General features: G+C 71.0%; 21 protein-coding genes. 14 read left to right on the forward strand and 7 right to left on the reverse strand.

What is annotated here, in order from left to right; translation table 11 throughout:
- Positions 1-16: 16 nt before the first annotated feature.
- Entirely contained in the window at positions 17-2,560 is a 2,544-nt protein-coding gene (locus Pta02_RS22960; RefSeq protein WP_239131167.1) for a glycoside hydrolase family 9 protein, read from the reverse strand.
- Between the two features lie 166 nt (positions 2,561-2,726).
- Entirely contained in the window at positions 2,727-3,620 is an 894-nt protein-coding gene (locus tag Pta02_RS22965; protein ID WP_203876974.1) for a glutathione S-transferase family protein, read from the reverse strand.
- Positions 3,621-3,700: 80 nt separating this feature from the next.
- Between Pta02_RS22965 and Pta02_RS22970 the strand changes: the two genes are divergently transcribed.
- The 7 genes from Pta02_RS22970 (at position 3,701) to Pta02_RS23000 (ending at position 10,560) form a co-directional block, all read left to right on the forward strand.
- Entirely contained in the window at positions 3,701-4,753 is a 1,053-nt protein-coding gene (locus Pta02_RS22970; RefSeq protein WP_239131168.1) for an MBL fold metallo-hydrolase, read from the forward strand.
- A 371-nt stretch (positions 4,754-5,124) separates the two neighbouring features.
- Entirely contained in the window at positions 5,125-6,144 is a 1,020-nt protein-coding gene (locus tag Pta02_RS22975; protein WP_203876975.1) for an ABC transporter substrate-binding protein, read from the forward strand.
- A gap of 71 nt (positions 6,145-6,215) precedes the next feature.
- On the forward strand, positions 6,216-7,007 hold the full coding sequence (locus Pta02_RS22980) for an ABC transporter ATP-binding protein (protein WP_203877075.1): 792 nt from the start codon (positions 6,216-6,218) through the stop codon (positions 7,005-7,007).
- Positions 7,000-8,013, forward strand: a complete 1,014-nt coding sequence (locus Pta02_RS22985) for an ABC transporter permease subunit (RefSeq protein WP_239131169.1) — start codon at positions 7,000-7,002, stop codon at positions 8,011-8,013. The genes Pta02_RS22980 and Pta02_RS22985 overlap by 8 nt, the downstream gene beginning before the upstream one ends.
- Entirely contained in the window at positions 8,013-9,362 is a 1,350-nt protein-coding gene (locus Pta02_RS22990) for an LLM class flavin-dependent oxidoreductase (RefSeq protein WP_203876976.1), read from the forward strand. The genes Pta02_RS22985 and Pta02_RS22990 overlap by 1 nt, the downstream gene beginning before the upstream one ends.
- Positions 9,359-9,955, forward strand: a complete 597-nt coding sequence (locus tag Pta02_RS22995; protein WP_203876977.1) for an NADPH-dependent FMN reductase — start codon at positions 9,359-9,361, stop codon at positions 9,953-9,955. The genes Pta02_RS22990 and Pta02_RS22995 overlap by 4 nt, the downstream gene beginning before the upstream one ends.
- Positions 9,952-10,560 carry a flavin reductase family protein gene (locus tag Pta02_RS23000; protein ID WP_203876978.1) on the forward strand — a complete coding sequence of 203 codons (609 nt, stop codon included), beginning with the start codon at positions 9,952-9,954 and terminating at the stop codon, positions 10,558-10,560. The genes Pta02_RS22995 and Pta02_RS23000 overlap by 4 nt, the downstream gene beginning before the upstream one ends.
- A gap of 88 nt (positions 10,561-10,648) precedes the next feature.
- Here the strand turns inward: Pta02_RS23000 and Pta02_RS23005 are convergent, their stop codons facing one another.
- Positions 10,649-11,707 carry an NAD(P)H-dependent amine dehydrogenase family protein gene (locus tag Pta02_RS23005; protein ID WP_203876979.1) on the reverse strand — a complete coding sequence of 353 codons (1,059 nt, stop codon included), beginning with the start codon at positions 11,705-11,707 and terminating at the stop codon, positions 10,649-10,651.
- Between the two features lie 238 nt (positions 11,708-11,945).
- Between Pta02_RS23005 and Pta02_RS23010 the strand changes: the two genes are divergently transcribed.
- The 6 genes from Pta02_RS23010 (at position 11,946) to Pta02_RS23035 (ending at position 19,124) form a co-directional block, all read left to right on the forward strand.
- Positions 11,946-12,842 (forward strand): SDR family oxidoreductase, encoded by an 897-nt coding sequence (locus tag Pta02_RS23010; protein ID WP_203876980.1) that lies wholly within the window; start codon positions 11,946-11,948, stop codon positions 12,840-12,842.
- Positions 12,843-13,132: 290 nt separating this feature from the next.
- Positions 13,133-14,638 (forward strand): sugar ABC transporter ATP-binding protein, encoded by a 1,506-nt coding sequence (locus Pta02_RS23015; protein WP_239131170.1) that lies wholly within the window; start codon positions 13,133-13,135, stop codon positions 14,636-14,638.
- Between the two features lie 53 nt (positions 14,639-14,691).
- On the forward strand, positions 14,692-15,795 hold the full coding sequence (locus tag Pta02_RS23020) for an ABC transporter permease (RefSeq protein WP_203876981.1): 1,104 nt from the start codon (positions 14,692-14,694) through the stop codon (positions 15,793-15,795).
- 91 nt (positions 15,796-15,886) lie between these two features.
- Positions 15,887-16,954 (forward strand): ABC transporter substrate-binding protein, encoded by a 1,068-nt coding sequence (locus tag Pta02_RS23025; RefSeq protein WP_203876982.1) that lies wholly within the window; start codon positions 15,887-15,889, stop codon positions 16,952-16,954.
- Positions 16,951-18,117 carry a Gfo/Idh/MocA family protein gene (locus tag Pta02_RS23030; protein WP_239131171.1) on the forward strand — a complete coding sequence of 389 codons (1,167 nt, stop codon included), beginning with the start codon at positions 16,951-16,953 and terminating at the stop codon, positions 18,115-18,117. The genes Pta02_RS23025 and Pta02_RS23030 overlap by 4 nt, the downstream gene beginning before the upstream one ends.
- Positions 18,117-19,124 (forward strand): sugar phosphate isomerase/epimerase family protein, encoded by a 1,008-nt coding sequence (locus Pta02_RS23035; protein ID WP_203876983.1) that lies wholly within the window; start codon positions 18,117-18,119, stop codon positions 19,122-19,124. The genes Pta02_RS23030 and Pta02_RS23035 overlap by 1 nt, the downstream gene beginning before the upstream one ends.
- Before the next feature lie 206 nt (positions 19,125-19,330).
- On the opposite strand, the gene Pta02_RS23040 is transcribed toward Pta02_RS23035, so the two are convergent.
- The gene (locus Pta02_RS23040; RefSeq protein WP_203876984.1) at positions 19,331-20,167 is read right to left on the reverse strand and encodes a dioxygenase family protein; all 837 of its coding nucleotides are present in this window, start codon (positions 20,165-20,167) and stop codon (positions 19,331-19,333) included.
- A gap of 252 nt (positions 20,168-20,419) precedes the next feature.
- Here Pta02_RS23040 and Pta02_RS23045 point away from each other — a divergent pair, with 252 nt between their 5' ends.
- A complete protein-coding gene (locus Pta02_RS23045) occupies positions 20,420-21,355 on the forward strand; it encodes an AraC-like ligand-binding domain-containing protein (RefSeq protein WP_203876985.1) in 936 nt (311 codons plus the stop codon).
- A gap of 153 nt (positions 21,356-21,508) precedes the next feature.
- On the opposite strand, the gene Pta02_RS23050 is transcribed toward Pta02_RS23045, so the two are convergent.
- From Pta02_RS23050 to Pta02_RS23060, 3 genes are read right to left on the reverse strand one after another with little or no spacing between them, the layout of a single operon-like run.
- Positions 21,509-22,594, reverse strand: coding sequence for an alcohol dehydrogenase catalytic domain-containing protein (locus Pta02_RS23050; protein WP_203876986.1), 1,086 nt, complete (start codon positions 22,592-22,594; stop codon positions 21,509-21,511).
- A gap of 12 nt (positions 22,595-22,606) precedes the next feature.
- The gene (locus Pta02_RS23055) at positions 22,607-22,801 is read right to left on the reverse strand and encodes a ferredoxin (RefSeq protein ID WP_203876987.1); all 195 of its coding nucleotides are present in this window, start codon (positions 22,799-22,801) and stop codon (positions 22,607-22,609) included.
- A 10-nt stretch (positions 22,802-22,811) separates the two neighbouring features.
- Complete coding sequence (locus Pta02_RS23060) at positions 22,812-23,285, reverse strand: pyridoxamine 5'-phosphate oxidase family protein (RefSeq protein WP_203876988.1); 474 nt, start codon at positions 23,283-23,285, stop codon at positions 22,812-22,814.
- Positions 23,286-23,355: the final 70 nt, after the last annotated feature.

Below are 23,355 nucleotides of genomic sequence, written 5' to 3' on the forward strand. Positions count from 1 at the left end.
CACGCAGTCGTGCCGATCACTTGCACAGCGTGCCGTTGAGCAGGAAGCGCTCCGGCTTGGGGTTGGGGCCGGGGGCCTCGGCGCCGAGGAAGCCGAGGGTGACCGAGCCGCCGGGCTTGATCACCCGGTTCCACCCCAGGTTCCCGGCGGTGACGGTCGCGCCGTCCTGGGACAGCTCGGCGTTCCAGTGCCTGCGGACCTTCTGCCCGCCGAGGAAGGACCACTTCAGGCTCCAGCCCTCGATGGGCTTCTTGCCGGTGTTGGTGATGGTGATCTGGGTGTTGAACCCGTCGGGCCACTGGCCGTGGTTGGTGTAGGTCACCTTGCACACGCCCGCGGGGACCGGGTCGGCGACGAAGGAGGCGATCCACGCCAGCGGGGAGTTCCAGTTGATGGTCAGCTCGTTGGTCGACCACGACTCGATGTCGTCGATGTAGCAGAACTGGGGCTTGCAGCCGCGGAGCTTGGCCTGGGCCACCGGGTCCTGGATGGCGGAGTTGGGGCCGCCGGACAGGGTGCCCCTCGGCGGGTTGGGCAGGGACGGGTCGAGCTGGCGGGCGTACCAGCGGCTGTGCTGGTTCTTCGAGGCGACCTCGCCGTAGCCGGTCACGTAGGACTGGTTGAGCGCGTTGCGGCCGAAGACGTAGTCGAGCCCCTCCAGCACCCCGTCGCGGTACTCGGCCCGGCCGCTGATGTCGTGCGCCACGGCCATCACGACCATGTTGTTCAGGATGAGGTTGTTGGAGCCCCAGTCGAAGTCCGGCGGGTTGTACGGCAGGCCGTACGGGTGGGCCTTCTGGATCGCCAGATACTTGTCCGCGCCCTCCAGCACCGACTGGCGCACCCGGGCCCGGTCGGGCAGGGCGTTGGGCACGGTCGCCAGCTGCAGCCGGCCCAACTGGGCGGTGTTGCCCCAGTCGAAGCCCCGCTCGCGCCAGATGTCGGCGGTGTGCTGCGGGGAGGCCAGGACGTAGTCCCTGAACTCCTTGTCACCGGTGGTGATGTAGAGCTCCGCGGCGGCCCAGTAGAACTCGTCGGTCACGTCGTTGTCGGGGTAGGCGCCGCCGCCCGTGCCGTCGGCCGGGTCGGCGTAGCGGGCCGGGTCGGCCTTGGCCGCCGCCCACGCCTTCTTCGCCGCCGCGAGGTTCCTGGCGGCGAACTCGGGGTCGTAGGGCGCGAACAGCCGGGCCGCCTGGGCCGCGGTGGCGGCCAGGTTGAGGGTGGCGGCGGTGGAGACCGGGTGCAGCTCGCGCTTCTGCGGGTCCAGGTGGGGCATGAGCGGCAGGCCGGTCCACGCGGCGTCGTGGATCTTGTGGTGGGCCATCCCGGCGTGCGGCTCGCCGTCGGGGACCTGCATGCTCAGCAGGAACTCCTGCTCCCAGCGGGCCTCGTCGAGGATGTCGGGCACGCCGTTGCCGCTCTCGGGGATGTTCAGGTCCCCGTCCTTGTGCGTGCCGTCGGTCTTGGCGCGTTCGAAGGTCGACATGACCTGGTGGGCGGAGATGCCGCCGTTGACCACGTACTTGCCGTGGTCGCCCGCGTCGTACCAGCCGCCCCTGACGTCGAGCGTGTAGTCGCAGACGCCGGGCTGGCACGGCACCTCGACGTCGCCCTGGTTGGGCGCGACGCCCACGTGGCCGGCGGGCCTGCCGTACCCGGGGCGCAGGCTGTCGAGGATCTCGATGCCGCTGCGCTGGGTGTAGTAGAACTTCAGCGCGTCGGTCTTCAGCTCGTCGTAGAGGTCGGCGCCGATGTCGAACGGGCGGCTGGTCTCACCGTCGGCCTCCAGCGTGTAGCCGGTCCCGGGGGCCTTGACCGAGCCGAAGTCGATCGAGTGCACGTTCTGGCCGGAGCTGGCGTCGACGCCGCGCGGGGTGGTCTCGCCCTTGGCGACGGTCTGCCCGTCGCGCCGGAGCTTCCAGGCGACGGGTTCGGTCTTCTCCGTCACCAGGGTGGCGTTCTTCGGGCCGGCCGGCAGATAGCCGACCATGTTCACCCGGACGCGGGGGCCGGTGTCGGGGACGTAGACGTCGGGTTCGGCGCCTCCCTTGAGAGAGACGTTGTCCACGCAGAACCTCCAGGGGGTCGCACTCCCGCCGACCTGGAAGGCCACCTGGGCGTTCGGCAGGTCCACGGGAGAGGTGAAGGTGTACGAGTAGTCGTTGCCGGACACGCTCAGCTCGGGGTTGACCGCCAGGAACTGGGTCCACGGATCCACCGGGAGCTGGATCAGCGCTCTGGCGACCCGGCCGGGGTCGGCGACGCCGAAGAACGAGAACTCGTACGTCTCGTCCTTGACCAGGGCGATGTCGTTCTGGCCGACGATGACGTCCCAGGGGTTGGCGGTGCCGCCCGGCACGTCGGCGCAGAGCCGCCCGTCGGCGACCTCCGGCGTGGTGTTGGCGGTGCTCCACCACGGAGCCGTACCGGTGTCGAAGGTGCCGTTGACGATCTGCTCGGGTCCCTCCGCCACGGCGGGGGACGACGGGGTCAGCGCGACCGCGGCGGCGGAGACGGCGGCCGCCAGGGTCAGATTGAACCAGGAGGGCGGTCTGAGCACGGGGGGTCCTTCTGGAAGGTGACGCAGCGATGTGGGAGCGCTCCCACGTCTGAGTGCGCCGATTGTTTCCAGGGGGTCGCCGAACCGTCAACGATCCGACCTCTGCGCCGCCGGTTCGACCAGCTGGATGTCCGATTTGTCCGATGAAACTTTCACGCCCCGGAGATCACGGGGCCGTCCAGTCCAGTTCCGGGCCCTTTGGCACGATCCCGGTCGGGTTGATGTTCGTCTGGGTGATGAAGTAGTGCCGCTTGATCTGGTCGAAGTCGGTGGTGTCGCGGAAGCCGGGGATCGCGTACAGCCGCCGGGCGTAGGCCCACAGCGCCGGATGGTCGACCAGGCGGCGGATCGAGCACTTGAAATGGGAGTAGTAGACCGAGTCGAACCGGGCGAGCGTGGTGTAGAGCCGCACGTCGCTCTCGGTGAGCGCCTCGCCGTGCAGGAAGGCCCGGCCGGCGAGCCGCTCCTCCAGCATGTCGAGCGTCGCGAAGACCCGGGTCACCGCCTCGTCGTAAGCCTCCTGGGAGGTGGCGAACCCGGCCTTGTAGACCCCGTTGTTGAGCCCGTGGAAGATCGTGTCGTTCAGCTCGTCGATCTCCCGGCGGAGCCCGGCCGGATAGAGGTCGGGGGCGCCCTCGGCGTGCCAGGGCCGGAAGGCGGTCTCCAGGGTGAGGGTGATCTGCGGGTAGTCGTTGGTGGCCAGGCGCCCGGCCGTACGGTCCCAGACGGCGGGCACGGTGTAGCGGCCCTGGTAGTCGGGGTCGCTGGTCAGATAGAGCTCCGAGAGGTACTCCGCCCCGGTCACCGGGTCGCCGCCCGGCATGCGCCAGCCCCGCTCGTCCCTGATCGGGTCGACGACGGTCACCCCGATGACCTCCTGGAGGCCGAGCAGCTCGCGCACGATCAGCGAGCGCTGCGCCCACGGGCAGGCGTAGGAGGCGTATATCTGATAGCGGCCGGGCTCGGGCGGGTGCTCGCCGCCGTCCTCGATGCGGGCGGTGAACCGGTTGGGCTGGCGGACGAAACGTCCGTCGCCGGCGATCTCGTTTCCCAGCTTCATGGACCCACGGTACGCGGGCCCCGAGTAGAACATGATTCGGTACAGGGGGCACAATCGGGGGCGTCGAAGGGAGTACGGGGATGACCATGGTGACGCCGGCCAGCGAGGCGCAGCGGGAGGCCTGGAGGAGCGGGGGGTTCCCCGAAGTGGAGCGGGTCAGACCCGGACTGTGGTCGATCCCCGTGCCGCTGCCGGCCATCCCGCTGCGGTACGTGCTGGTCTACGCCCTGGAACTGCCCGACGGGGTGGCGATCGTGGACGCCGGCTGGAACACCGATGAGGCGTACGGCGCGCTGGCCGCGGGGCTGAAGACCGCCGGATACGAGATGACCGACGTCAAGGCGGTCCTGGTCACCCACATCCACCCCGACCACTACGGGCTGGCCGGACGCATCCGCGAGGTCTCCGGGGCCTGGATCGGGCTGCACCCGGCCGACTCGCGCCTGCTGCGCGACCGCTACGACGACGACGCGGTGGACGCGCTGGTGGCGCAGGAGCGCACGCTGCTGGTGCGCTCGGGGGTCCCCCGGGAGACGCTGGACGAGCTGGCCGGGGCCTCGATGATGATCCGGCACTACGTGACCATGGCCAGGCCCGACCGGCTCATCGAGGACGGCGACCGCATCGACCTGCCCGGCTGGGACCTGCGGGCGATCTGGACGCCCGGTCACTCGCCGGGGCACCTGTGCTTCGTCGAGCCCGGGCGGCGCCTGCTGTTCTCCGGCGACCACGTGCTGGCGAAGATCACACCGATCGTGGCCGTGCACCCGCAGTCCGCGCCCAACCCGCTGGCCGACTATCTCGACGCGCTGGCGGCGGTGCGCAAGTTCGACGTGGACGAGGTGCTGCCCGCCCACGAGTACCGCTTCCTGGAGCTGGCCGAGCGGGTCGACCACGTGATGGCCCACCACGAGGAGCGGCTGGCCGAGATCGAGACGGCCGTCCGCGCGGCGGACGGGATCACCTGCTGGGACACGGCGACCGGGCTGACGTGGTCGCGGCCGTGGGAGACCATCCCGTCGTTCATGCGCCGGGCGGCCAACAACGAGACCCTCGCCCACCTGGTCTGGCTGGAGGCCCGCGACCGCCTCCGCCGCATCCCGGGCGAGCCCGACCTCTGGTACCCCGCGTAGCCGCCGCGCCCGGACGCCGGCGGGGGTCCGGGCGCCCGCGCGCTATTTTCCTTTAAAACCAGTAGGAAATATTGACTTAGTGGGCGGGCGGCCGTACCTTCGTGGACATGGGCCTTTACCTGACCCGGTGCGCGCACGTGGACTTCTGTCGCGTCGTCAGCGCTCAGTGTCGTTGATCGCGGATCACTGACCTCCGCCGTACCCCGGCGAGGGTGCGCGGCCGGACTCCCGCCGCGTCGTGAACCCTCGCGCCTTCTCTCCGCGTGGCCGACGGCGCCCACGCTCCCTTCGCGAAAACCGTTCATCTCCGGCGTGCCCGCCTCCGGCAAGGGGGCGCGTGAGCATGCCCTGCCTCCACGAGGACCACTTCCGTGATCAGAATCAGACATGCCCTCCTGGCCGCGCTCCTGGTGAGTTCCCTCACCGCGTGCGGCTCGGCCTCGGGATCCGCCAAGTCGGACGGCCCGGAGGTCACCGAGCTCCGCTACCAGGGCAGCGTCGGCGCCGTCACCTTCCCCGAGCTGGCCGAACACCTGGGCTACCTCGCGCCCGTCAAGCTCAAGTGGATCGGCAACACCATCTCCGGGCCGCAGGACATCCAGGCCGCCGCCACCGGTCAGACCGACTTCGGCGGCGCGTTCAACGGCGCCATCATCAAGCTCGCCGCGGCCAAGGCCCCGATCAAGGCCGTGGTCGGCTACTACGGCAGTGACGAGAAGAGCTACATCGGCTACTACGTCACGGAGGGCTCGCCCATCAAGGGCCCGCGCGACCTGATCGGCAAGAAGATCGGGGTCAACACCCTCGGCGCCCATCTGGAGGCCGTGCTCAAGGAGTACCTCAAGCGCGGCGGCCTGACGCCCGAGGAGATCGAGAAGGTCGAGCTGGTGGTCGTGCCGCCGGTCAACACCGAGCAGGCCCTGAGGCAGGGACAGATCGACGTGGCCGCGCTGTCCGGCGTCCTGCGTGACAAGGCGCTGGAGCGCGGCGGCATCGATCCGCTGTTCAAGGACATCGACCTGCTCGGCCCCTTCACCGCCGGCAGCGTCGTGCTCACCGAGCGGTTCATCGAGGAGAACCCGCAGACGACCAAGAAGTTCGTCGAGGCCTACTCCAAGGCGATCGAGTGGACCCAGACCCACTCCCGCGAAGAAGTGATCGCCGAGTACAAGAAGATCATCGCCGCGCGCGGACGCAACGAGGACGCCTCGACCATCGAGTTCTGGAAGAGCAGCGGCGTGGCCAACAAGGGCGGGGTGATCGACGCCAAGGAGTTCCAGACCTGGGTCGACTGGCTGGAGCGCGAGGGCGAGATCAAGCCCGGCCAGGTCAAGACGGAGGACCTCTTCACCAACGAGTTCAACCCCTTCAAGGACGGGAGCGCCTCGTGAGCCTGCAGACCGCCGGACACAACCTCCTGGAGGAGAGCGTCGCCGAAGCCGGCGAGGCCTCCGCGAGGCCGGTGAAGATCGGGATCCGGAACGTCGGCAAGGTCTTCCAGATCCGGGGATCCGACCGGCCGTTCACCGCGGTCCAGGACGTCAGCCTGGACGTGCGCGAAGGGGAGTTCCTCACCCTGGTCGGCCCCAGCGGCTGCGGCAAGTCCACCCTGCTCGACCTGATCGCCGGGCTCACCTCGCCGACCGGCGGTGAGCTCCTCATCGACGGCACGCCGATCGACGGCCCCGGCCTGGACCGGGGGATCGTCTTCCAGCAGTACGCGCTGTTCCCCTGGCGTACGGCCCTGGCCAACATCGAGTTCGGCCTGGAGGCGAAGGCCGTACCGAAGCGTGAGCGCCGCGAGCGGGCCCGCCACTATCTGGACCTGGTCGGGCTGGACGGCTTCGAGCACCGCTATCCGCACGAGCTGTCGGGCGGCATGCGCCAGCGCGTGGCCATCGCCCGCAGCCTGGCCTTCGATCCGGACGTGCTGCTGATGGACGAGCCGTTCGCCGCGCTCGACGCCCAGACCCGCGAGTCCCTCCAGGAGGAGCTGCTGCGCATCTGGGAGAAGACGAACAAGACGATCGTGTTCATCACCCACGGCATCGACGAGGCCGTCTTCCTGGGCCAGCGGGTCGCGGTGATGACCTCCCGGCCGGGCCGGATCAAGAGGGTCCTGGACATCACGTTCGACTCGCGCGAGGGCGACCTGCGCGCCGACCCCCGTTTCGGCGAGTACCGCCATCACATCTGGACCCTGCTGCGCGACGAGGTCGCCGCGGCTCAGGAGCAGGAGCGGACCATTGGCTGACGAGACCACCCTGACCGCCGCCCACCCCGCGCAGGAACGCACCGCGCCCCCTCCCGCCGGCCCGGCGCGGACAGCGGCGCCGGAGGCGGGACCGGGCCAGGCGGAGCCCTCGGGCGCAGCGACCGGTTCCGCGGTCCGGGGCGAGACGGGCGGGACGCGGACCGTGACGGCGGCGCGGGGGGACGCGCCCACCGACGACGACAGGGTCACCAACTTCTTCAAGGTCGCCGGCGGGAGGCGGACCTCGGCGGCCTCGCGGCTGGCCACGGTGGTCAAACGGTCGCTGGCGCTGGTGCTGCTGGCCGCGCTCTGGGAGGTGCTGCCCCGGGCCGGGGCGGTGGACCCGGTGTTCGTGCCGCCGCTGTCGGAGATCCTGGTCGCCTGGTACGACATGCTGCTCGCCGGGCAGCTGCCGGAGCACTTCCAGGCCTCGCTGGTCCGCTCGCTGTCCGGCTTCGGCCTGGCCATCGTGCTGGCGATCCCGCTCGGCCTGGCCATCGGCTGGTACCGGCCGGTGGCCGACTTCCTCAGCCCGGTGCTGGAGCTGTTCCGCAACACCTCGGCCGTGGCCCTGCTGCCGGTCTTCATCCTGATCTTCGGCCTGGGGGAGACCTCGAAGATCGTCTTCGTGTTCTACGCCTGCGCCTGGCCGATCCTGCTCAACACGGTCAGCGGTGTGAAGACCGTGGAGCCGCTGCTGATCAAGTCGGCCCGGTCGATGGGGCTCGGACCCGTCCGCCTGTTCCAGAAGGTGATCCTTCCGGCGGCCGTGCCGACCATCTTCACCGGTATCCGGCTGGCCGGCGCCTACTCCATCCTCGTGCTGATCTTCGCCGAGATGGTCGGGGCCAAGGCCGGTCTCGGCTATCTCATCCAGGACGCCCAGTTCAACTTCCGCATCCCCGACATGTACGCCGGAATCATCACGATCTCCGCCCTGGGGCTGCTGTTCAACTTGCTCCTGCTCAGCGTGGAGCGCCGCTTCTCGACGTGGAGGACCTCCTGATGACCACCCGCACCCTTCACCTGAACGCCTTCCTGATGGGCGTCGGCCATCACGAGGCGGCCTGGCGCCACCCGCGCACCGAGCCGGCCCGGCTCACCGACGTGCGGCACTATCAGCAGCTGGCCAGGGTCGCCGAGCGGGGCAGGCTCGACTCGCTCTTCCTCGCCGACGGCCTGGCCCTGCAGGGCGACGTCCGGCACAACGCGCTCGGCGGGCTGGAGCCGCTGACCCTGCTGTCGGCGCTGGCCACGGTCACCGACCACATCGGCCTGATCGCCACCGTCTCCACCACCTACAACGAGCCCTTCCACGTCGCCCGCAAGTTCGCCTCGCTGGACCACATCAGCGGCGGCCGGGCCGGCTGGAACATCGTCACCTCCGCCGCCGAGGCCGAGGCCCGCAACTTCGGCATCGAGCGCCCGGCGCACGCCGACCGCTACGCGCGGGCCACCGAGTTCCTGGAGGTCGTCACCAAGCTCTGGGACAGCTGGGAGGACGACGCCGTCGTCGGCGACCGCCGCGCGGGCCTGTACGCCGACGCCGGCAGGATCCACCCGCTCGACCACGACGGCACCCACTTCCGGGTCCGCGGCCCCCTCAACACCTCCCGCACGCCGCAGGGTCACCCGCTGCTGGTGCAGGCCGGATCGTCGCAGGACGGCAAGGAGTTCGCCGCCCGCTTCGCCGAGGCGGTCTTCACCGCGCAGCAGACCCTGGCCGAGGGCCAGGAGTTCTACGCCGACCTCAAGGGCCGCATGGCCCGCTACGGCAGGAACCCCGGCGAGCTGCTGGTCCTGCCCGGCATCTCGCCGATCATCGGCTCCACCGAGCGCGAGGCGCTCCGGCTGGAGAAGGAGCTCGAGGACCTGATCATCCCGGCGTACGGCCTGGCCCAGCTCTCCCACATGACGGGCATCGAGCTGTCGCACGACGACCTGGACCGTCCGCTGCCCGAGGTCTCCGTCGAGACGGAGGGCGCGCAGAGCCGCCGCAAGCTCGTCATCGACCTCGCCCGCCGGGAGAACCTGACCGTGCGCCGGCTCCTCGGCCGTCTGGCCGGCGGCCGCGGGCACCGGGTCGTGGCCGGCACCCCGGAGCAGATCGCCGACGAGATCCAGGTCTGGTTCGAGAACGGCGCCGCCGACGGCTTCAACATCATGCCGCCGACCCTGCCGGGCGGGCTGGAGGACTTCGTCGACCACGTCGTACCGGAACTGCAGATCAGGGGCCTGTTCCGGAGGGAGTACGAGGGCCGCACGCTGCGCGAGAACTACGGGCTGGCCCGCCCGGCCTCCCGCTACGCCGCGCCCGCGCGGGACGAGGAGCTGGACGCGGTGGTGGCCTCATGAGCACTCCGGTGACCGACGCACGGCAGAACGCCGGCACCCCGGTGGGCGGCGGATCGGCCGGCTCCATCGTGACGCTGGTCGGCAACCCCCGCGAGGGCTCCAGGACGCGGACCGCGGCCGTGGCCGCGGCCGAGGAGGTCGGGCGGCGGATCGGGCACGGCGGGTCCCACGAGATCGTGGACCTGGCGGCGCTCGGGCCGCACCTGCTGGCCCCCGGCCCGTCCGCGGGCGTCGAGGTGGCCCTGGAGCTGGTCACCGGGGCGAGCGTCCTGGTGGTGGCCAGCCCCACCTACAAGGGCACCTACACCGGCCTGCTCAAGGTCTTCCTCGACAAGCTGCCCTCCGGCGCGCTGACCGGGATCGTGGCGCTGCCGCTGCTGGTCATGGGAGACCCCGCCCACTCGCTCGCGGTCGAGGTGCACCTGCGGCCGCTCCTGGTCGAGCTGGGCGCCACCGTGGCGACCCCCGGCCTGGCCCTGCTCGAATCCCAGATCCCGCAACCGGAGCAGATCCTGTCCGCCTGGGCCGACCGGGTCGCCCCGCAGGTGGCCGCGGTGCTGGGCGAGGCGGAGAAGGGAAGGGCGAGGACATGACGGAGACCCTGCCCGGCAGGGCGGAGGCGGCGGTCGGTGGGATCCGGTCCGGGACGGACGCGGCGGGCGGTGGGATCGGGTCCGGGACGGACGCCGACGCGGTGAGCGGCGGGATCGCGTCCGGGGTGGACGCCGAAGGCTACCGGCGCGCCCTCGCGGTGCACGCCGCGGGCGTCGTGGTGGTCACCGCGCAGGCCGAGGGGATACCGGTCGGGCTGACCGCCACCTCCTTCTCCTCGGTCAGCCTGGAGCCGCCCCTGGTCTCCTTCTACGTCGACAGGAGCTCCACCACCTGGCCCTGGCTGAGCCGGGCCGACCGCTTCGCGGTCAACATCCTGACCGCGGACCAGGCCGACCTGGCCGCGCGGTTCGCCCGCAGGGGCATCGACCGCTTCGCCGCTCCCACCCGCTGGCGGCCGGGGACCCTGGGCACCCCCCTGCTGGGCGAGGTGTCCGCCAACCTCCTGTGCACACCCCACTCCACCATCGAGATCGGAGACCACTTCCTCGTGGTGGGCCTGGTCAACGAGACCCACCTCGGCCCGGCCACCCGTCCCCTCCTCTATCACCAGGGCCGCTTCGGCCGCTTCCTGCCGCACTCGTGATCACCGGCCCCCGGGAGAACCCCTCCCGGGGGCCTGCACGCGGGCACGGCCGTACGGCGGGCGGCGCCGGCCCCGCCGTACCGGACGCTCAGGCGAGGCGGACGGTGCCGTGGCCGGTGGCCAGGGGCAGGTCGAGCAGGGTGCGGATGCCGGGCGGGGCGGCGCAGACGGAGGGGATGGCGTTGACGGCGTGGGAGGCGGCGCCGGTCAGGCCGTGGGAGATCTCCTCGATGTTCAGCATCATCTGCGGGACGCCCTCGATGTGGATGGTGAAGCCGGGGACGGTCCAGCGGCGGACCTTGGTGGCGTCGGCCTTGTAGACGCACTCGACGGTCATGAAGGGCCGGCCGCGGACCAGGCCGGAGAACGTCCAGCGGGAGGCGCACACCGTGCCGGGACGCACCACGCCCGCGGCGATCTCGAACTCCTCGGACGCGATCTCGAACTCGTCGCTCTCCTCCACCTCGTCCAGCGCGACGCCGAGGGCGTCGGCCACGAACTGGACGCTCTCGGCGAACAGCGAGCGCTGGAAGGCCCGGAACGGGCGCACGCTGGCGGTGTAGTCCTTGGCCGAGCGGGTGAAGCCGAACAGGTCGACCACGATCTGCCGCGAGGGGTGACCCTTCAGGTCGGAGGACTCCCGGACGTAGAGATGGTCGATCCGGCTGGACAGCCCGGTCAGCGCGAGGGGGAGGAAGTCGCTGACGAACCCGGGGTTGATGCCGGTGCCGTGCAGGGACGTCCCCCCGGTCCGGCAGGCGCTCTCCAGGCGCTCCACCACGCCGGGGCCGTAGCACTTGGGATAGACGAAGCCGGTGGTGGTGATCACGTTCTTGCCCGAGGCGAGCAGGGCGCAGATCGTCTCGACGTCGCCGGCGTGGTCGTTGCCGAAGTAGGAGGCCGGCAGGGGCATGTGCAGCACGCAGTCGGCGTCGAGGGCGAGGATCCGCTCCACGTCGTCGGTGCAGGTCACCCCGGTCTCGGCCAGGCCGACGATCTGCCCGGCGTCCCTGCCCACCTTGGCCGGGTCGTAGACCAGCACGCCGGCGAGCTCGAAGTCGGGCCGGGTGATCAGGTTGCGGAGCGCGTAGCGGCCTACGGCGCCGGTGGCCCACTGAACCACGCGGAGCGGTCGGGAAAGGGGCATGCGGGGTCTCCAGCCCGGAATCGTGGGCGGGGCCGTACTGGAAAGTGCGTCGTCGTTGACCCACGCCAGGTACGAGTCAAAAACCCTAGCAGCAACATCCCCGGCTGATCACTATCCGCGACGACCCAATCTCCTGGCGTTCGGTCGCGGCCCGCATCACCCCGGCTCATGGCCTCGGAGGGGCGGGCAGGTTATCCTTCAGCAGACTAGAACTTTATTCTCGTGGAGAGGGTCGCTGATGTCAGAGCTGCGTTTCGACGGCAAGGTCGCGGTCGTCACCGGCGCCGGGCACGGTCTCGGCCGGTCCCACGCGCTGGCGCTGGCCGAGCGCGGGGCGAAGGTGGTCGTCAACGACCTCGGGGGCGCCCTGGACGGCACCGGCGCGTCCACCGGGCCGGCCGCCGATGTGGTCGAGCTCATCACCAAGAACGGGGGCGAGGCGGTCGCCAGCACCGACAACGTCGCCACCCCCGAGGGTGCCCGGGCGATCGTCCAGTCCGCGGTCGACGCCTTCGGGCGGGTCGACGTCGTCGTCAACAACGCGGGCATCCTGCGTGACAAGTCCTTCGGCAAGATGACGGTCGAGGAGTTCGACTCGGTCCTCGCCGTCCACGTCCGCGGCTCGTTCCTGGTCAGCCACGCGGCCTTCCCCTACCTCAAGGAGCAGGGCTACGGCCGGATCGTCAACACCTCCTCGCCCGCCGGCCTGTTCGGCAACTTCGGCCAGGCCAACTACTCCACGGCCAAGATGGGCCTGGTCGGCCTGACCAAGACCCTGGCCATCGAGGGGGCCCGGGCGGGCATCAAGGCCAACGCGATCGCCCCGATCGCCTGGACCCGGATGACCGAGGCGCTGTTCCCGGCCGAGTTCGAGTCCAAGTTCACCCCCGAGCGGATCAGCACGCTGGTGACCTTCCTGGCCCACGAGTCCTGCGAGACCACCGGCGAGGTCTTCAGCGTCGGCGCCGGCCGGGTCGCCCGGGTGTTCGTGGCCGAGGGCCCAGGCTGGAAGCGGGAGGGCCACACGGCCGAGGACATCAGGGACAACTGGGAGGCCATCATGGCCGAGCAGCCGTACCTGACCCCGACCACCCTCGGCGAGCAGGCGGGCGCCTCCATGAAGGCGATGTTCTGATCCCCCGGGTTCTGATCCCCCGGGTTCTGATCCCCCGGGTTCTGACCTCCCGGTTCTGATCGCCGGACCCTGAGCTCCGGGTTCTGGGCTCGGGGCTCTGGCCTGCGGGTTCCGGCGACGGAGGGCGGCCCCTCACCGCGACGCGGTGGGGGGCTTCTTCGTGGCCAAGACTTTTGCATAAATCGGCGAAAGTCTGTCGGTTCATCGATAAAAGGTCTTCCCAAAGCGGCAGAACAGAGTTAGCTTCTGCATCACCAGCTCCGAATCCGGATGTTGAGACGGAGGTTTCCGTGGTCGCAGACCCTCCTCTGCTGCTGATGCGTGGGATCGTCAAGCAGTTCCCCGGCGTCCGCGCGCTCGACGGCGTCGACCTGGAGGTGCGCCGCGGCGAGGTGCACTGCCTGCTCGGCCAGAACGGCGCGGGCAAGTCCACGCTCATCAAGATCCTGGCCGGCGCGCACCAGCCCGACGAGGGCGTCATCACCCTCGACGGCGAGGAGGTGCGCCTGGTCACCCCGACCGCCGCGATCAAGCTCGGCGTCTCCACGATCTATCAGGAGCTCGACCTGGTCGACGGCCTGAGCGTGGCCGAGAACATCTTCCTCGGCCACGAGCCCGGCCGGCTCGGCTTCATCCGGCAGAGCGACGCCAACCGGGCCACCCGCGACCTCATGACCAGGCTCGGGCACCCGGAGATCCGCCCGACCACCGAGGTCGGCCGCCTGTCGCCGGCCGCCAAGCAGGTGGTCAGCATGGCCAGGGCGCTCTCCCACGACACCCGGCTGATCATCATGGACGAGCCGTCGGCGGCCCTGGCGCACGACGAGGTGGCCAACCTCTTCCGGATCGTCCGCGAGCTGACCGCCCAGGGGGTCGCGGTCGTCTACATCTCCCACCGGCTGGAGGAGATCCGCGAGATCGGCGACCGGGTCACCGTCCTGAAGGACGGCCGGACCGTCGCCGTCGGCCTCCCGGCGAAGGAGACGCCCACCTCGGAGGTCGTCTCCCTGATGACCGGCCGCACCGTCGAGTACGTCTTCCCGCCCCGCCGCACCGAACCCGCGACCGGGCCCGAGGTGCTCCGGGTGGAGGGGCTGACCGTGCCCGGCGTCGTCGCCGACGTCTCCTTCGTGGTCCGGGCGGGGGAGATCGTGGGACTGGCCGGGCTGGTCGGCTCCGGCCGTTCGGAGATCATCGAGGCGGTGTACGGCGCGCGCCGGTCCTCCGGGAAGATCGTGCTCGAAGGCCGCCCGGTACGGCGCGGCACGGCGGACACGGTCAGACGCGGGATGGGCCTGGCCCCCGAGGAGCGCAAGGCGCAGGCGCTGCTGCTCGACCAGAGCGTCGCCCACAACATCACCCTGGCCGGGCTCGGCAGGTACGCCCGGTTCGGCTGGATCGACCGGCGACGCGAGGCCGCCGAGGCCCGCACGCTGATCGAGACCCTCGACATCCGCCCCGGCGACCCCGACCGCCCGGTCAAGACGCTGTCCGGCGGCAACCAGCAGAAGGCGGTGCTGGCCCGGTGGCTGGTCGACGACCGCAAGCTGCTGCTGCTGGACGAGCCCACCCGCGGTGTGGACGTGGGCGCGCGGGCCGAGCTGTACGCCGTCATCAGGAAGCTGGCCGACCAGGGCATCGGGGTGCTGCTGGTCTCCAGCGAGGTGCCCGAGGTCCTCGGCCTGGCCGACCGCGTGCTGGTCGTCCGCGAGGGCCGGATCATCCACCAGTCCGCCGCCGACGACCTGGACGAACACCAGGTCCTCGACATGATCATGGAGGGGAGCGCGCTGTGACCGAAGCCCGCGGGCCGAAGGCCCACGAGAGATCTCCCGCGGGAGCGGAACCGGTGGACCCGGCACGCCCCGCCGACCAGACGCCCGCGGAGGCGTCCGGCACACCGTCCGCCGGCGGGCACCCGCAGGCCGAGACGCCCGACGCGCCGCCCGCCGACGAGCACCTGCGGGTCGAGTCGCAGGCCCGCAAGCCCGCCGCGTCGCAGGGGCCGCTGGCCCGGTTCGGCCAGGCCCGGCACCTCGGCCTGGTGGCGGCGCTGGTGCTGCTGGCGATCGTCGGCCTGATCACCCAGCCCGACAGCTTCGCCACCGCCTCCAACCTGGTCAACATCCTGTCGCTGGCCTCCACCATCGGTGTGATCACCGTCGGCATGACCTTCGTGATCATCGGTGGCGGCATCGACCTGTCGGTCGGCGCCCTGATGGCGCTGGCCTCGGTCTGGGCCACGACGCTGGCCACCCAGTCCTACGGCCCGTTCGTGATGATCCTGTGCGCACTGCTGGTCGGCGCCGGGGCGGGACTGGTCAACGGCTTCCTGATCTCCTACGGGCGGATGGTGCCGTTCATCGCGACGCTGGCCATGCTGGTGGCCGCCCGCGGACTGGCCCAGCGCATGTCGGACCGCAAGACCCAGCTCATCCAGCAGGGCAACGAGCTGATCGTGGAGCTGTCCACGACCAGGGTGCTCGGCCTGCCGGTGCTGGTCTACATCTTCGCCCTGGTGGTGGCCGTCGGCTGGGTCCTGCTCAACCGCACGACCTTCGGCCGCCGCACCTACGCCGTCGGCGGCAACCCCGAGGCGGCCCGGCTGGCCGGCATCGACGTGCGCCGCCACACCCTGCTGCTGTACGCGCTGTCCGGCCTGTGCTGCGGCATCGCCGCCGTGCTCATCATGGCCAGGACCACCACCGGCTCCTCCACCCACGGAGACCTGTACGAGCTGGACGCGATCGCCGCCGTCATCATCGGCGGCACGCTGCTCACCGGCGGTCGCGGCACGATCATCGGGTCCATCCTCGGCCTGCTGATCTTCACCGTGATCACCAACCTCTTCATCCTCAACGGCCTCAACACCAGCGACCAGCTGATCGCCAAGGGCCTGATCATCGTCGTGGCCGTGCTGCTCCAGCGGCGCAGCCTCGAATCGAGAACCTGAGACCCGCGTCCCGCGGACCGGTCAGGGGCCCGCGGGACGCGCCCACCCCTCACGACACCTCTCCCTTCACGCCATCAGAAGGAGCACGGCCATGTCCAACCCACTCGCCCGCCGGGGATTCCTCGTCGGAGGCGCCGTCATCGGGGCGGGGGCCCTGGTCACCGCCTGCACGAGCAACGAGCCCGCCGCCCAGCCCACCGGCGCGGGCACCCAGCCCGCCAGCCCGCCGGCCGCGGGGAGCGACAACGACCAGCCGGGCAAGCAGATCACCATGGGCTTCTCCGCCCCGGCGGCCGACCACGGCTGGATCGCCGCGATCGCCAAGAACGCCGAGGCGACCGCGAAGCAGTACAGCGACGTGGAGTTCAAGCCGGTCGAGCCGACCAACGACATCAACGCGCAGATCTCGGCGGTCGAGTCGCTCATCGCGGCCAAGGTCGGCGTGCTGGTGATCCTGCCCAATGACGGTCAGCAGCTCAACCAGGTCGCCCGCCAGGCCACCGACGCGGGGATCCCCGTGGTGAACCTCGACCGGATCTTCCCCGACAAGCTCTCCTACCGGACCTGGATCGGCGGGGACAACTACGGCATGGGAGTCGCGGCCGGGCACTACATCGGCAAGAAGCTCAAGGACAAGGGCGTGTCCAACCCGGTGATCCTGGAGATCCAGGGCATCGCGACGCTCCCGCTCACCCAGGACCGCAGCAAGGGCTTCGCCGACGCGCTGAAGGCGTACGGCTTCAGCGTGACGGCCCAGCAGGACGCCCAGTTCACGGTGGAGACCGGCAACGAGGTCGCCAGCAACCTGCTCCAGGCGCACAAGAAGATCGACGCCATGTGGAACCACGACGACGACCAGGGCGTCGGCGTGCTGGCCGCGATCAAGGAGGCGGGCCGCAACGAGTTCTTCATGGTCGGCGGCGCGGGCTCGGCCAACGCGATGCGCGAGATCCAGTCCGGCGGCAGCGTGCTGGAGGCCACGGTGACCTACAGCCCGACGATGGCCTCCTCGGCCGTCCGGCTCGGCCGGCTCATCGCCCAGGCCAAGGGCATGAGCGACCTGGTGGAGAACCAGGTGCCGCAGTCGATCACCCTGGCCTCGGAGACCATCACCAAGGACAACGTCGCCCAGTACCTGCCGCTGGGGTTCGAATCGTGAAGCCGGCCATCGGGGTGGGCATGGTCGGATACGCCTTCATGGGACGGGTGCACTCCCAGGCGTGGCGGAGCGTCTCCGCGTTCTTCGACCTGCCGGTCGTGCCGTCCATGGCGGCGCTGTGCGGCCGTTCGCCGGAGCGCACGGCGGACGCCGCCCGCGAGCTCGGCTGGGCCGCGGCCGAGACGGACTGGAAGCAACTCGTCAAACGCGACGACGTGCAGATCGTGGACATCTGCACGCCCGGCGACTCGCACGCCGAGATCGCCATCGCCGCGCTGGCCGCGGGCAAGCACGTCCTGTGCGAGAAGCCGCTGGCCAACACCGTCGCCGAGGCGGAGGCGATGGCCGAGGCGGCGCGCGAGGCGGCGGAGCGGGGCGTGCAGGCCATGGTCGCCTTCAACTACCGCCGCGTCCCGGCCATCGCGCTGGCCCGCCGCCTGGTGGCCGACGGCCGGCTGGGCGAGCTGCGCCACGTGCGGGCGCAGTACCTGCAGGACTGGATCGTGGACCCGGAGTTCCCGCTGGTCTGGCGGCTGCGCAGGGACAAGGCGGGCTCGGGCGCGCTGGGCGACATCGGGGCGCACATCGTGGACACCGCCCAGTTCGTCACCGGGCAGAACCTGACGGGCGTCTCGGCCCTCACCGAGACCTTCGTCAGGGAGCGCCCCCTGGCCGAGGAGTCGGCGGGGCTGGGCGGCGAGAGCCGTACCGGCGAGAAGGGGACGGTCGACGTCGACGACGCCGCGCTGTTCATCGGGCGCTTCGAGGGGGGAGCGCTGGCCTCCTTCGAGGCGACCCGGTTCGCCGCGGGACGCAAGAACGCGCTGCGGATCGAGATCAACGGCTCGAAGGGGAGCCTGGCCTTCGACTTCGAGGCGATGAACGAGCTGTGGTTCCACGACCACACGCTCGACGGGGCGGAGGCGGGCTTCCGCCGGATCATCGTCACCGAGCCCGGCCACCCGTACGCGGGGGCCTGGTGGCCACCGGGGCACGGGCTGGGGTACGAGCACACCTTCACCCACGAGGTGAAGGACTTCCTGGAGGCGGTCGCCGCCGGGACCGCCCCGTCGCCGTCCTTCGAGGACGGCCTGCGGGTGCAGCGGGTCCTGGCGGCGGTCGAGGCGAGCGCGGCCGACGAGAGCCGCTGGACGGTGGTGTGATGAGCAGACCGATCACGTTGTTCACGGGCCAGTGGGCGGACCTCCCGTTCGAGGAGGTCTGCAGGCTGGCCGCGGAGTGGGGCTACGACGGTCTGGAGATCGCCTGCTGGGGCGACCACTTCGAGGTCGACAAGGCCCTGGCCGACGACTCCTACGTCGAGCGGAAGCTGGAGGTGCTGGCCAAGCACAACCTGAAGGTGTGGACGATCTCCAACCACCTCGTCGGGCAGGCGGTCTGCGACCATCCGATCGACGAGCGGCACAAGGCGATCCTCCCCGCCCGGATCTGGGGCTCCGGGGACGCCGAGGAGGTACGGCGGGCGGCGGCCGAGGAGATGAAGGACACCGCCAGGGCCGCGGCCAAGCTGGGCGTGAGCACCGTCGTGGGGTTCACCGGCTCGTCGATCTGGCACACGGTCGCGATGTTCCCGCCGGTGCCCGCGTCGATGATCGACGCCGGCTACCGGGACTTCGCCGACCGGTGGAACCCGATCCTGGACGTGTTCGACGAGGTCGGCGTGCGGTTCGCGCACGAGGTGCACCCGAGCGAGATCGCCTACGACTACCACACGACGGTGCGGACGCTGGAGGCGATCGGGCACCGGGAGGCGTTCGGTCTGAACTGGGACCCCTCCCACATGGTCTGGCAGGAGGTCGACCCGGTCGGGTTCATCCTCGACTTCGCCGACCGGATCTACCACGTGGACTGCAAGGACTCCAAGGTGCGCTGCGGCGACGGCCGGCGCGGGCGGCTCTCCTCCCACCTGGCCTGGGCGGACATGCGGCGCGGCTGGGACTTCGTCTCCACCGGGCACGGCGACGTGCCGTGGGAGGACTGCTTCCGCGCGCTGAACTCCATCGGCTACGACGGTCCCATCTCCATCGAGTGGGAGGACGCGGGGATGGACCGTCTCGACGGCGCCCCGGAGGCGCTGCAGTTCGTCAGGAGGCTGAACGCCATCACGCCCCCGGCGGCGGCCTTCGACGCCGCGTTCGGCGGGGAGTGAACGCCCGCGGGCGGTGAAGCCGTGCCGCGGCGGTACCGAGACCGTACCGCGGCCGTGCGAGGGGACGCCGGACGTCCCGCCGTCCGAGTAGGCGCCGGGCGGCGGGATCCGGCTCGCCGTCATCCGGTGCGCCGTCCTCCGGCGCGCGTGCGGACGGCGGCGCGCGTACGGGCAGCGGCGGGTCCGGGGTCAGGCGGGTCCGGGGCTCAGAGGCGCTGCCACAGGGCGGGGACGTTCGGGGGTTCCCAGCCGACCGCGGAGGTGTGCGCCTGCAGGCACCGGTAGGTCGCGCCGCCGTAGGTGACCTGGGCGCCGGCCGCGTAGAAGGTCCCGGCCCGCCAGGTGTCGCCCCCTCCGGTGGACGTCGGCGTGGGGGTGGGCGTGGGGGTGGGCGTGCCCGTGCCGGCGACGTCGAGCACGAAGTCGAACGTCCCCTCCCGCCCGGAGCCGACCGTGCGCACGTTCATCAGCAGCGACGGGTCGTAGATCGTGTCGGTGCTGTTGCGCGGCTCGCCCGGGAAGTAGAGCTGCGTGGTCAGGATCCGCTGCTGGCCCGGGGCCTGGAGCTTGACGTGGATGTGCCGGGTCCGGCCGGGATAGAGGCCGGGGACGACGGTGGTCAGCCGGTAGGACCCGTCGGCGCCGGTGTACAGGTGACCGCGCAGCCGGTAGCCGGTGTTGTCGTAGGCGCCCATGGTGTCGGCCTGCCAGAAGTCCATCAGCACCCGGGCCAGCGGGCGGCAGGCGCGGTCGAAGACGTGGCCGGTGACGACCAGGCGGACGCCGGACGTCCCGGCGGTCAGGTCGTCGCGCTGGGGCGAGTTCGGCTTGAAGTACGGCCCCTCCGTCTGCGCGACGGTGGTCCTGCCGGGAGTGCAGGCCAGCAGCTCGTTTCCCGGCGGGGCGGACGCGGCGTTCGCGGTGGCTCCCACCACGGCCGGGACGGCGAGGGCGCCCACCCCGACCGCGGTGATGAACTGCTTACGGCTGAGGCCGGGCTCCTCGCCGGGCACGTAGGGGCTCTCCGGGGGGTTCTCGGGCATGCGTGTGCTCTCCTTCGGACAGCGGAGGCCGGCCGCGCTGGGGGATCGGCGCGGCCCGTTCCGTCCTGACGTGTATATCCACGCCTCCCGCCGGAGACCTGACCGCGCGTGCCAGGCTCCGGGCACGCAGCGCCAGGTTGCCCGCCGTGCGGCGGCGGCGGGCATAACACGGTGCCGACGACGCGGATGAGATTTCCGCCGGGGCCGCCCGTGAGGGGAGGCTGGGGCCGTCATCGTGACGAGGAGACGGTCATGCCCACGTTCGTCAGCACGGCGGAACAGCCGGCCGAGGACCAGGCCGCGTTCTGGCGGCACCTGGTGTCACAGGCCTTCGGCCCGCTGGAGCTGCGGGCCGAGGAGGCCCGTGCGGGGTTCGCCGGCCGGATCGTCGGCCGCACCCTCGGCCCGGTCCAGGTGAGCGACGTGCGAGCCCCGGCCCACGTGGTCAGCCGGGCCGCGCGGCACGTCGTGCGGGACGGCCGGGAGCACTACAAGCTCTCCCTGGTGCTGCGGGGCTCGGGCGTGGTCGAGCAGGCGGGCAGGTACGCCGTGGTCACCGCCGGGGACCTGGTGCTCTACGACCTGGCCCGCCCGATCCGGTTCGCGCTGGAGGACCATCGCCTGCTGGCCCTCACGATCCCCCGGTCGGTGATCCCGCTGCCGCCCGCCCACGTGTCGGACCTGGTGGGCACGGTGCTGGGCAGCAGGCAGGGACCGGGCAGGCTGGCCGTGTCGTTCCTGAGCGCGCTGGCCGACGACGGCGACGCCGCGGAGGGACCGCACGGCGCGCATGTCGGGGAGGCGCTGGTCAACGTGGTGACCGGGGCGATGCGGGAGCGGCTGGACGGCCTGCCCCCGGTGGCGGGCGCGCACGCCGAGCTGTTCGGGCGGATCGGGGAGTGGATCGAGCGGAACCTGCACCGCCCCGACCTGTCCCCGGCGGTGATCGCCGGGGCCCACCACGTCTCGGTGCGCCAGCTCCACCGGATCTTCCAGGCGGCGGGCACGACGGTGGCCGCGCATGTACGGGCCCGGCGTCTGGATCGCTGCCGCAGGGAGCTGTCGGCGGACCCGCGGACCGGCCGGGTGGGCGTGATCGCCGCCCGCTGGGGGTTCGCCGACGCCACCTCCTTCAGCCGCGCCTTCCGCCGGGCCTACGGGATGGCGCCGCGCGACTATCGGGGCTGACCTCCGGGACCGACCGGCCGGAGCACCTGGGGGGTGGCCGGTCGGGTACGGCCCGCGGGTCCGTCATCCGGGATCCGCGGGCCGTACGGGACGCGAGGATGCCGACGCGGGCGGATGGCCACCCGTGCAGGCCGCCCGGCGGCATCTCGCGCGTCAGTCCATGACGACGACCTGACGCAGGACCTCGCCGTTGCGCAGCGCCGTCACGGCGTCGTTGAGGTCGGCGAGCTTGATCCGCGCACTGATCATGCTCTCCAGATCGAGCTTCCCGGCCTTGTACAGCTCGGCGAAGAACGGGAAGTCCCGCCGGACGTCCGATCCGCCGTACAGCGAGCTGAGGATGTTCTTGCCCTCGAACAGCAGCTGGAAGGCCGTCAGCGGGACGGTGTCGTCCATGGCGCCCGCACCGACGATGACCACGTCGCCGCCGCGGCGGGTCGCCTGCCAGGCGGTCATGATGGCCGCGGACTTGCCCACGGCCTCGAAGCCGTAGTCGAAGCCCTTGCCGCCGGTCAGCGTGCCGAGCGCGTCCATGAGCTGGTCGGGCGTGATCGCGTGGGTGGCGCCCACCTTCTTGGCCAGCTCGTGCTTGGACTCCAGCGGGTCGATCGCCAGGATGGTGGTCGCGCCGGAGATCCGGGCGCCCTGGATGATCGACAGGCCGATGCCGCCGGCGCCGACCACGGCCACGGTCGAGCCGGGGCGGACCTTGGCGGTGTTGAGCGCCGCGCCGACGCCGGTGGTGATGCCGCAGCCGATCAGCGCCGCCGCCTCGAACGGCACCGCCGGGTCGACCTTGATCGCGCCCTGCCAGGGCACGACGATCTCCTCGCTCCAGGTGCCGCACCCGGCCATGCCGAAGGCCGGGGTGTCGCCGCCGTAGCGGAAGCGGGCGTTGACGAAGCTGTCCATGACGTAGGTCATGCACAGGAACGGCTGGCCCACCAGGCAGTTCGGGCAGGAACCGCACGCCGGCGTCCAGTTGACGATGACGTGGTCACCCGGCTGGAGTCCGGTCACGTGGTCACCGACCTCGACGACCTCTCCGGCTCCCTCGTGGCCGGGGATCACCGGCAGGGGCATGGGCAGCACGCCGTTGAGCACCGACAGGTCCGAGTGGCACACGCCGGTCGCCCTGACCTTGATCCGGACGTCGGTCGGACTCATGGGGGCGAGGGTGAAATCATCGCGGATGTCGAGCTTGTCGTCGCCGACGGCATGCAGAAGCGCACCACGCATAGGGGGTCCCTTCTAGTTCTCCTCCAGGGAGAGGGCGGCTTTGGGGCAGGACCGGACGGCGTGCCGCACGCGGTCCATCATCTCGGGCGGCGGCTCAGGCAGCAGCAGGTGCAGCTGGTCGTCGTCGTCGAGCTCGAAGACCTCCGGGGCGAGACCGGTGCAGACGGCGTTGGCCTCGCAGACCAGATAGTCGACTTTGACTTTCATGTGAGCCTCCTCAACCGGGCTGGACCTGAGTGGCGAGCTTACGGTGATCCCAGGAGATCACCCGCGTCGGCTCCACCACGAAGGCGACCCGCTTGCGGCCGGTGTAGGTGACGTACTCGGTCAGGAGCTCGTCGGAGTCCGGCATGCCCGCCATCCGTCTGGCCACGTTCATGCCGACGTCGAGGATGCCCTCAGGGTCGTCGATCCTGCGCGCCACGCCGTACACCAGGACCCCGCGCAGGTCGGAGTACTCCTCTCCGGCCTCGATCAGGCAGCTCACCCTGGCGTCCCGCTCGATGTTGCGCGTCTTCTGGGCCTTGCCGTAGGTCCAGAACGAGATCCTGCCGTCGGTCAGCCCGTAGAACATGGTCACCATGTGAGGTGTGCCGTCCGGGTTGATCGTGCCGAGCTGGAGCTTCCGCGACTCGCCGATGAAGGCGGTGACTTCGTCGTCGGACATCACGATGCGGGCGCGCTGGTTCACGGTGCAAAGTAGAACACGTTCCATAAGGCCGGGCAAGGGCCGTACGGAATGTTGTTCGGGATGGGTAGTC

Source organism: Paraplanobispora takensis, from assembly GCF_016863195.1.
In the GTDB taxonomy this organism is placed as follows: domain Bacteria; phylum Actinomycetota; class Actinomycetes; order Streptosporangiales; family Streptosporangiaceae; genus Planobispora; species Planobispora takensis.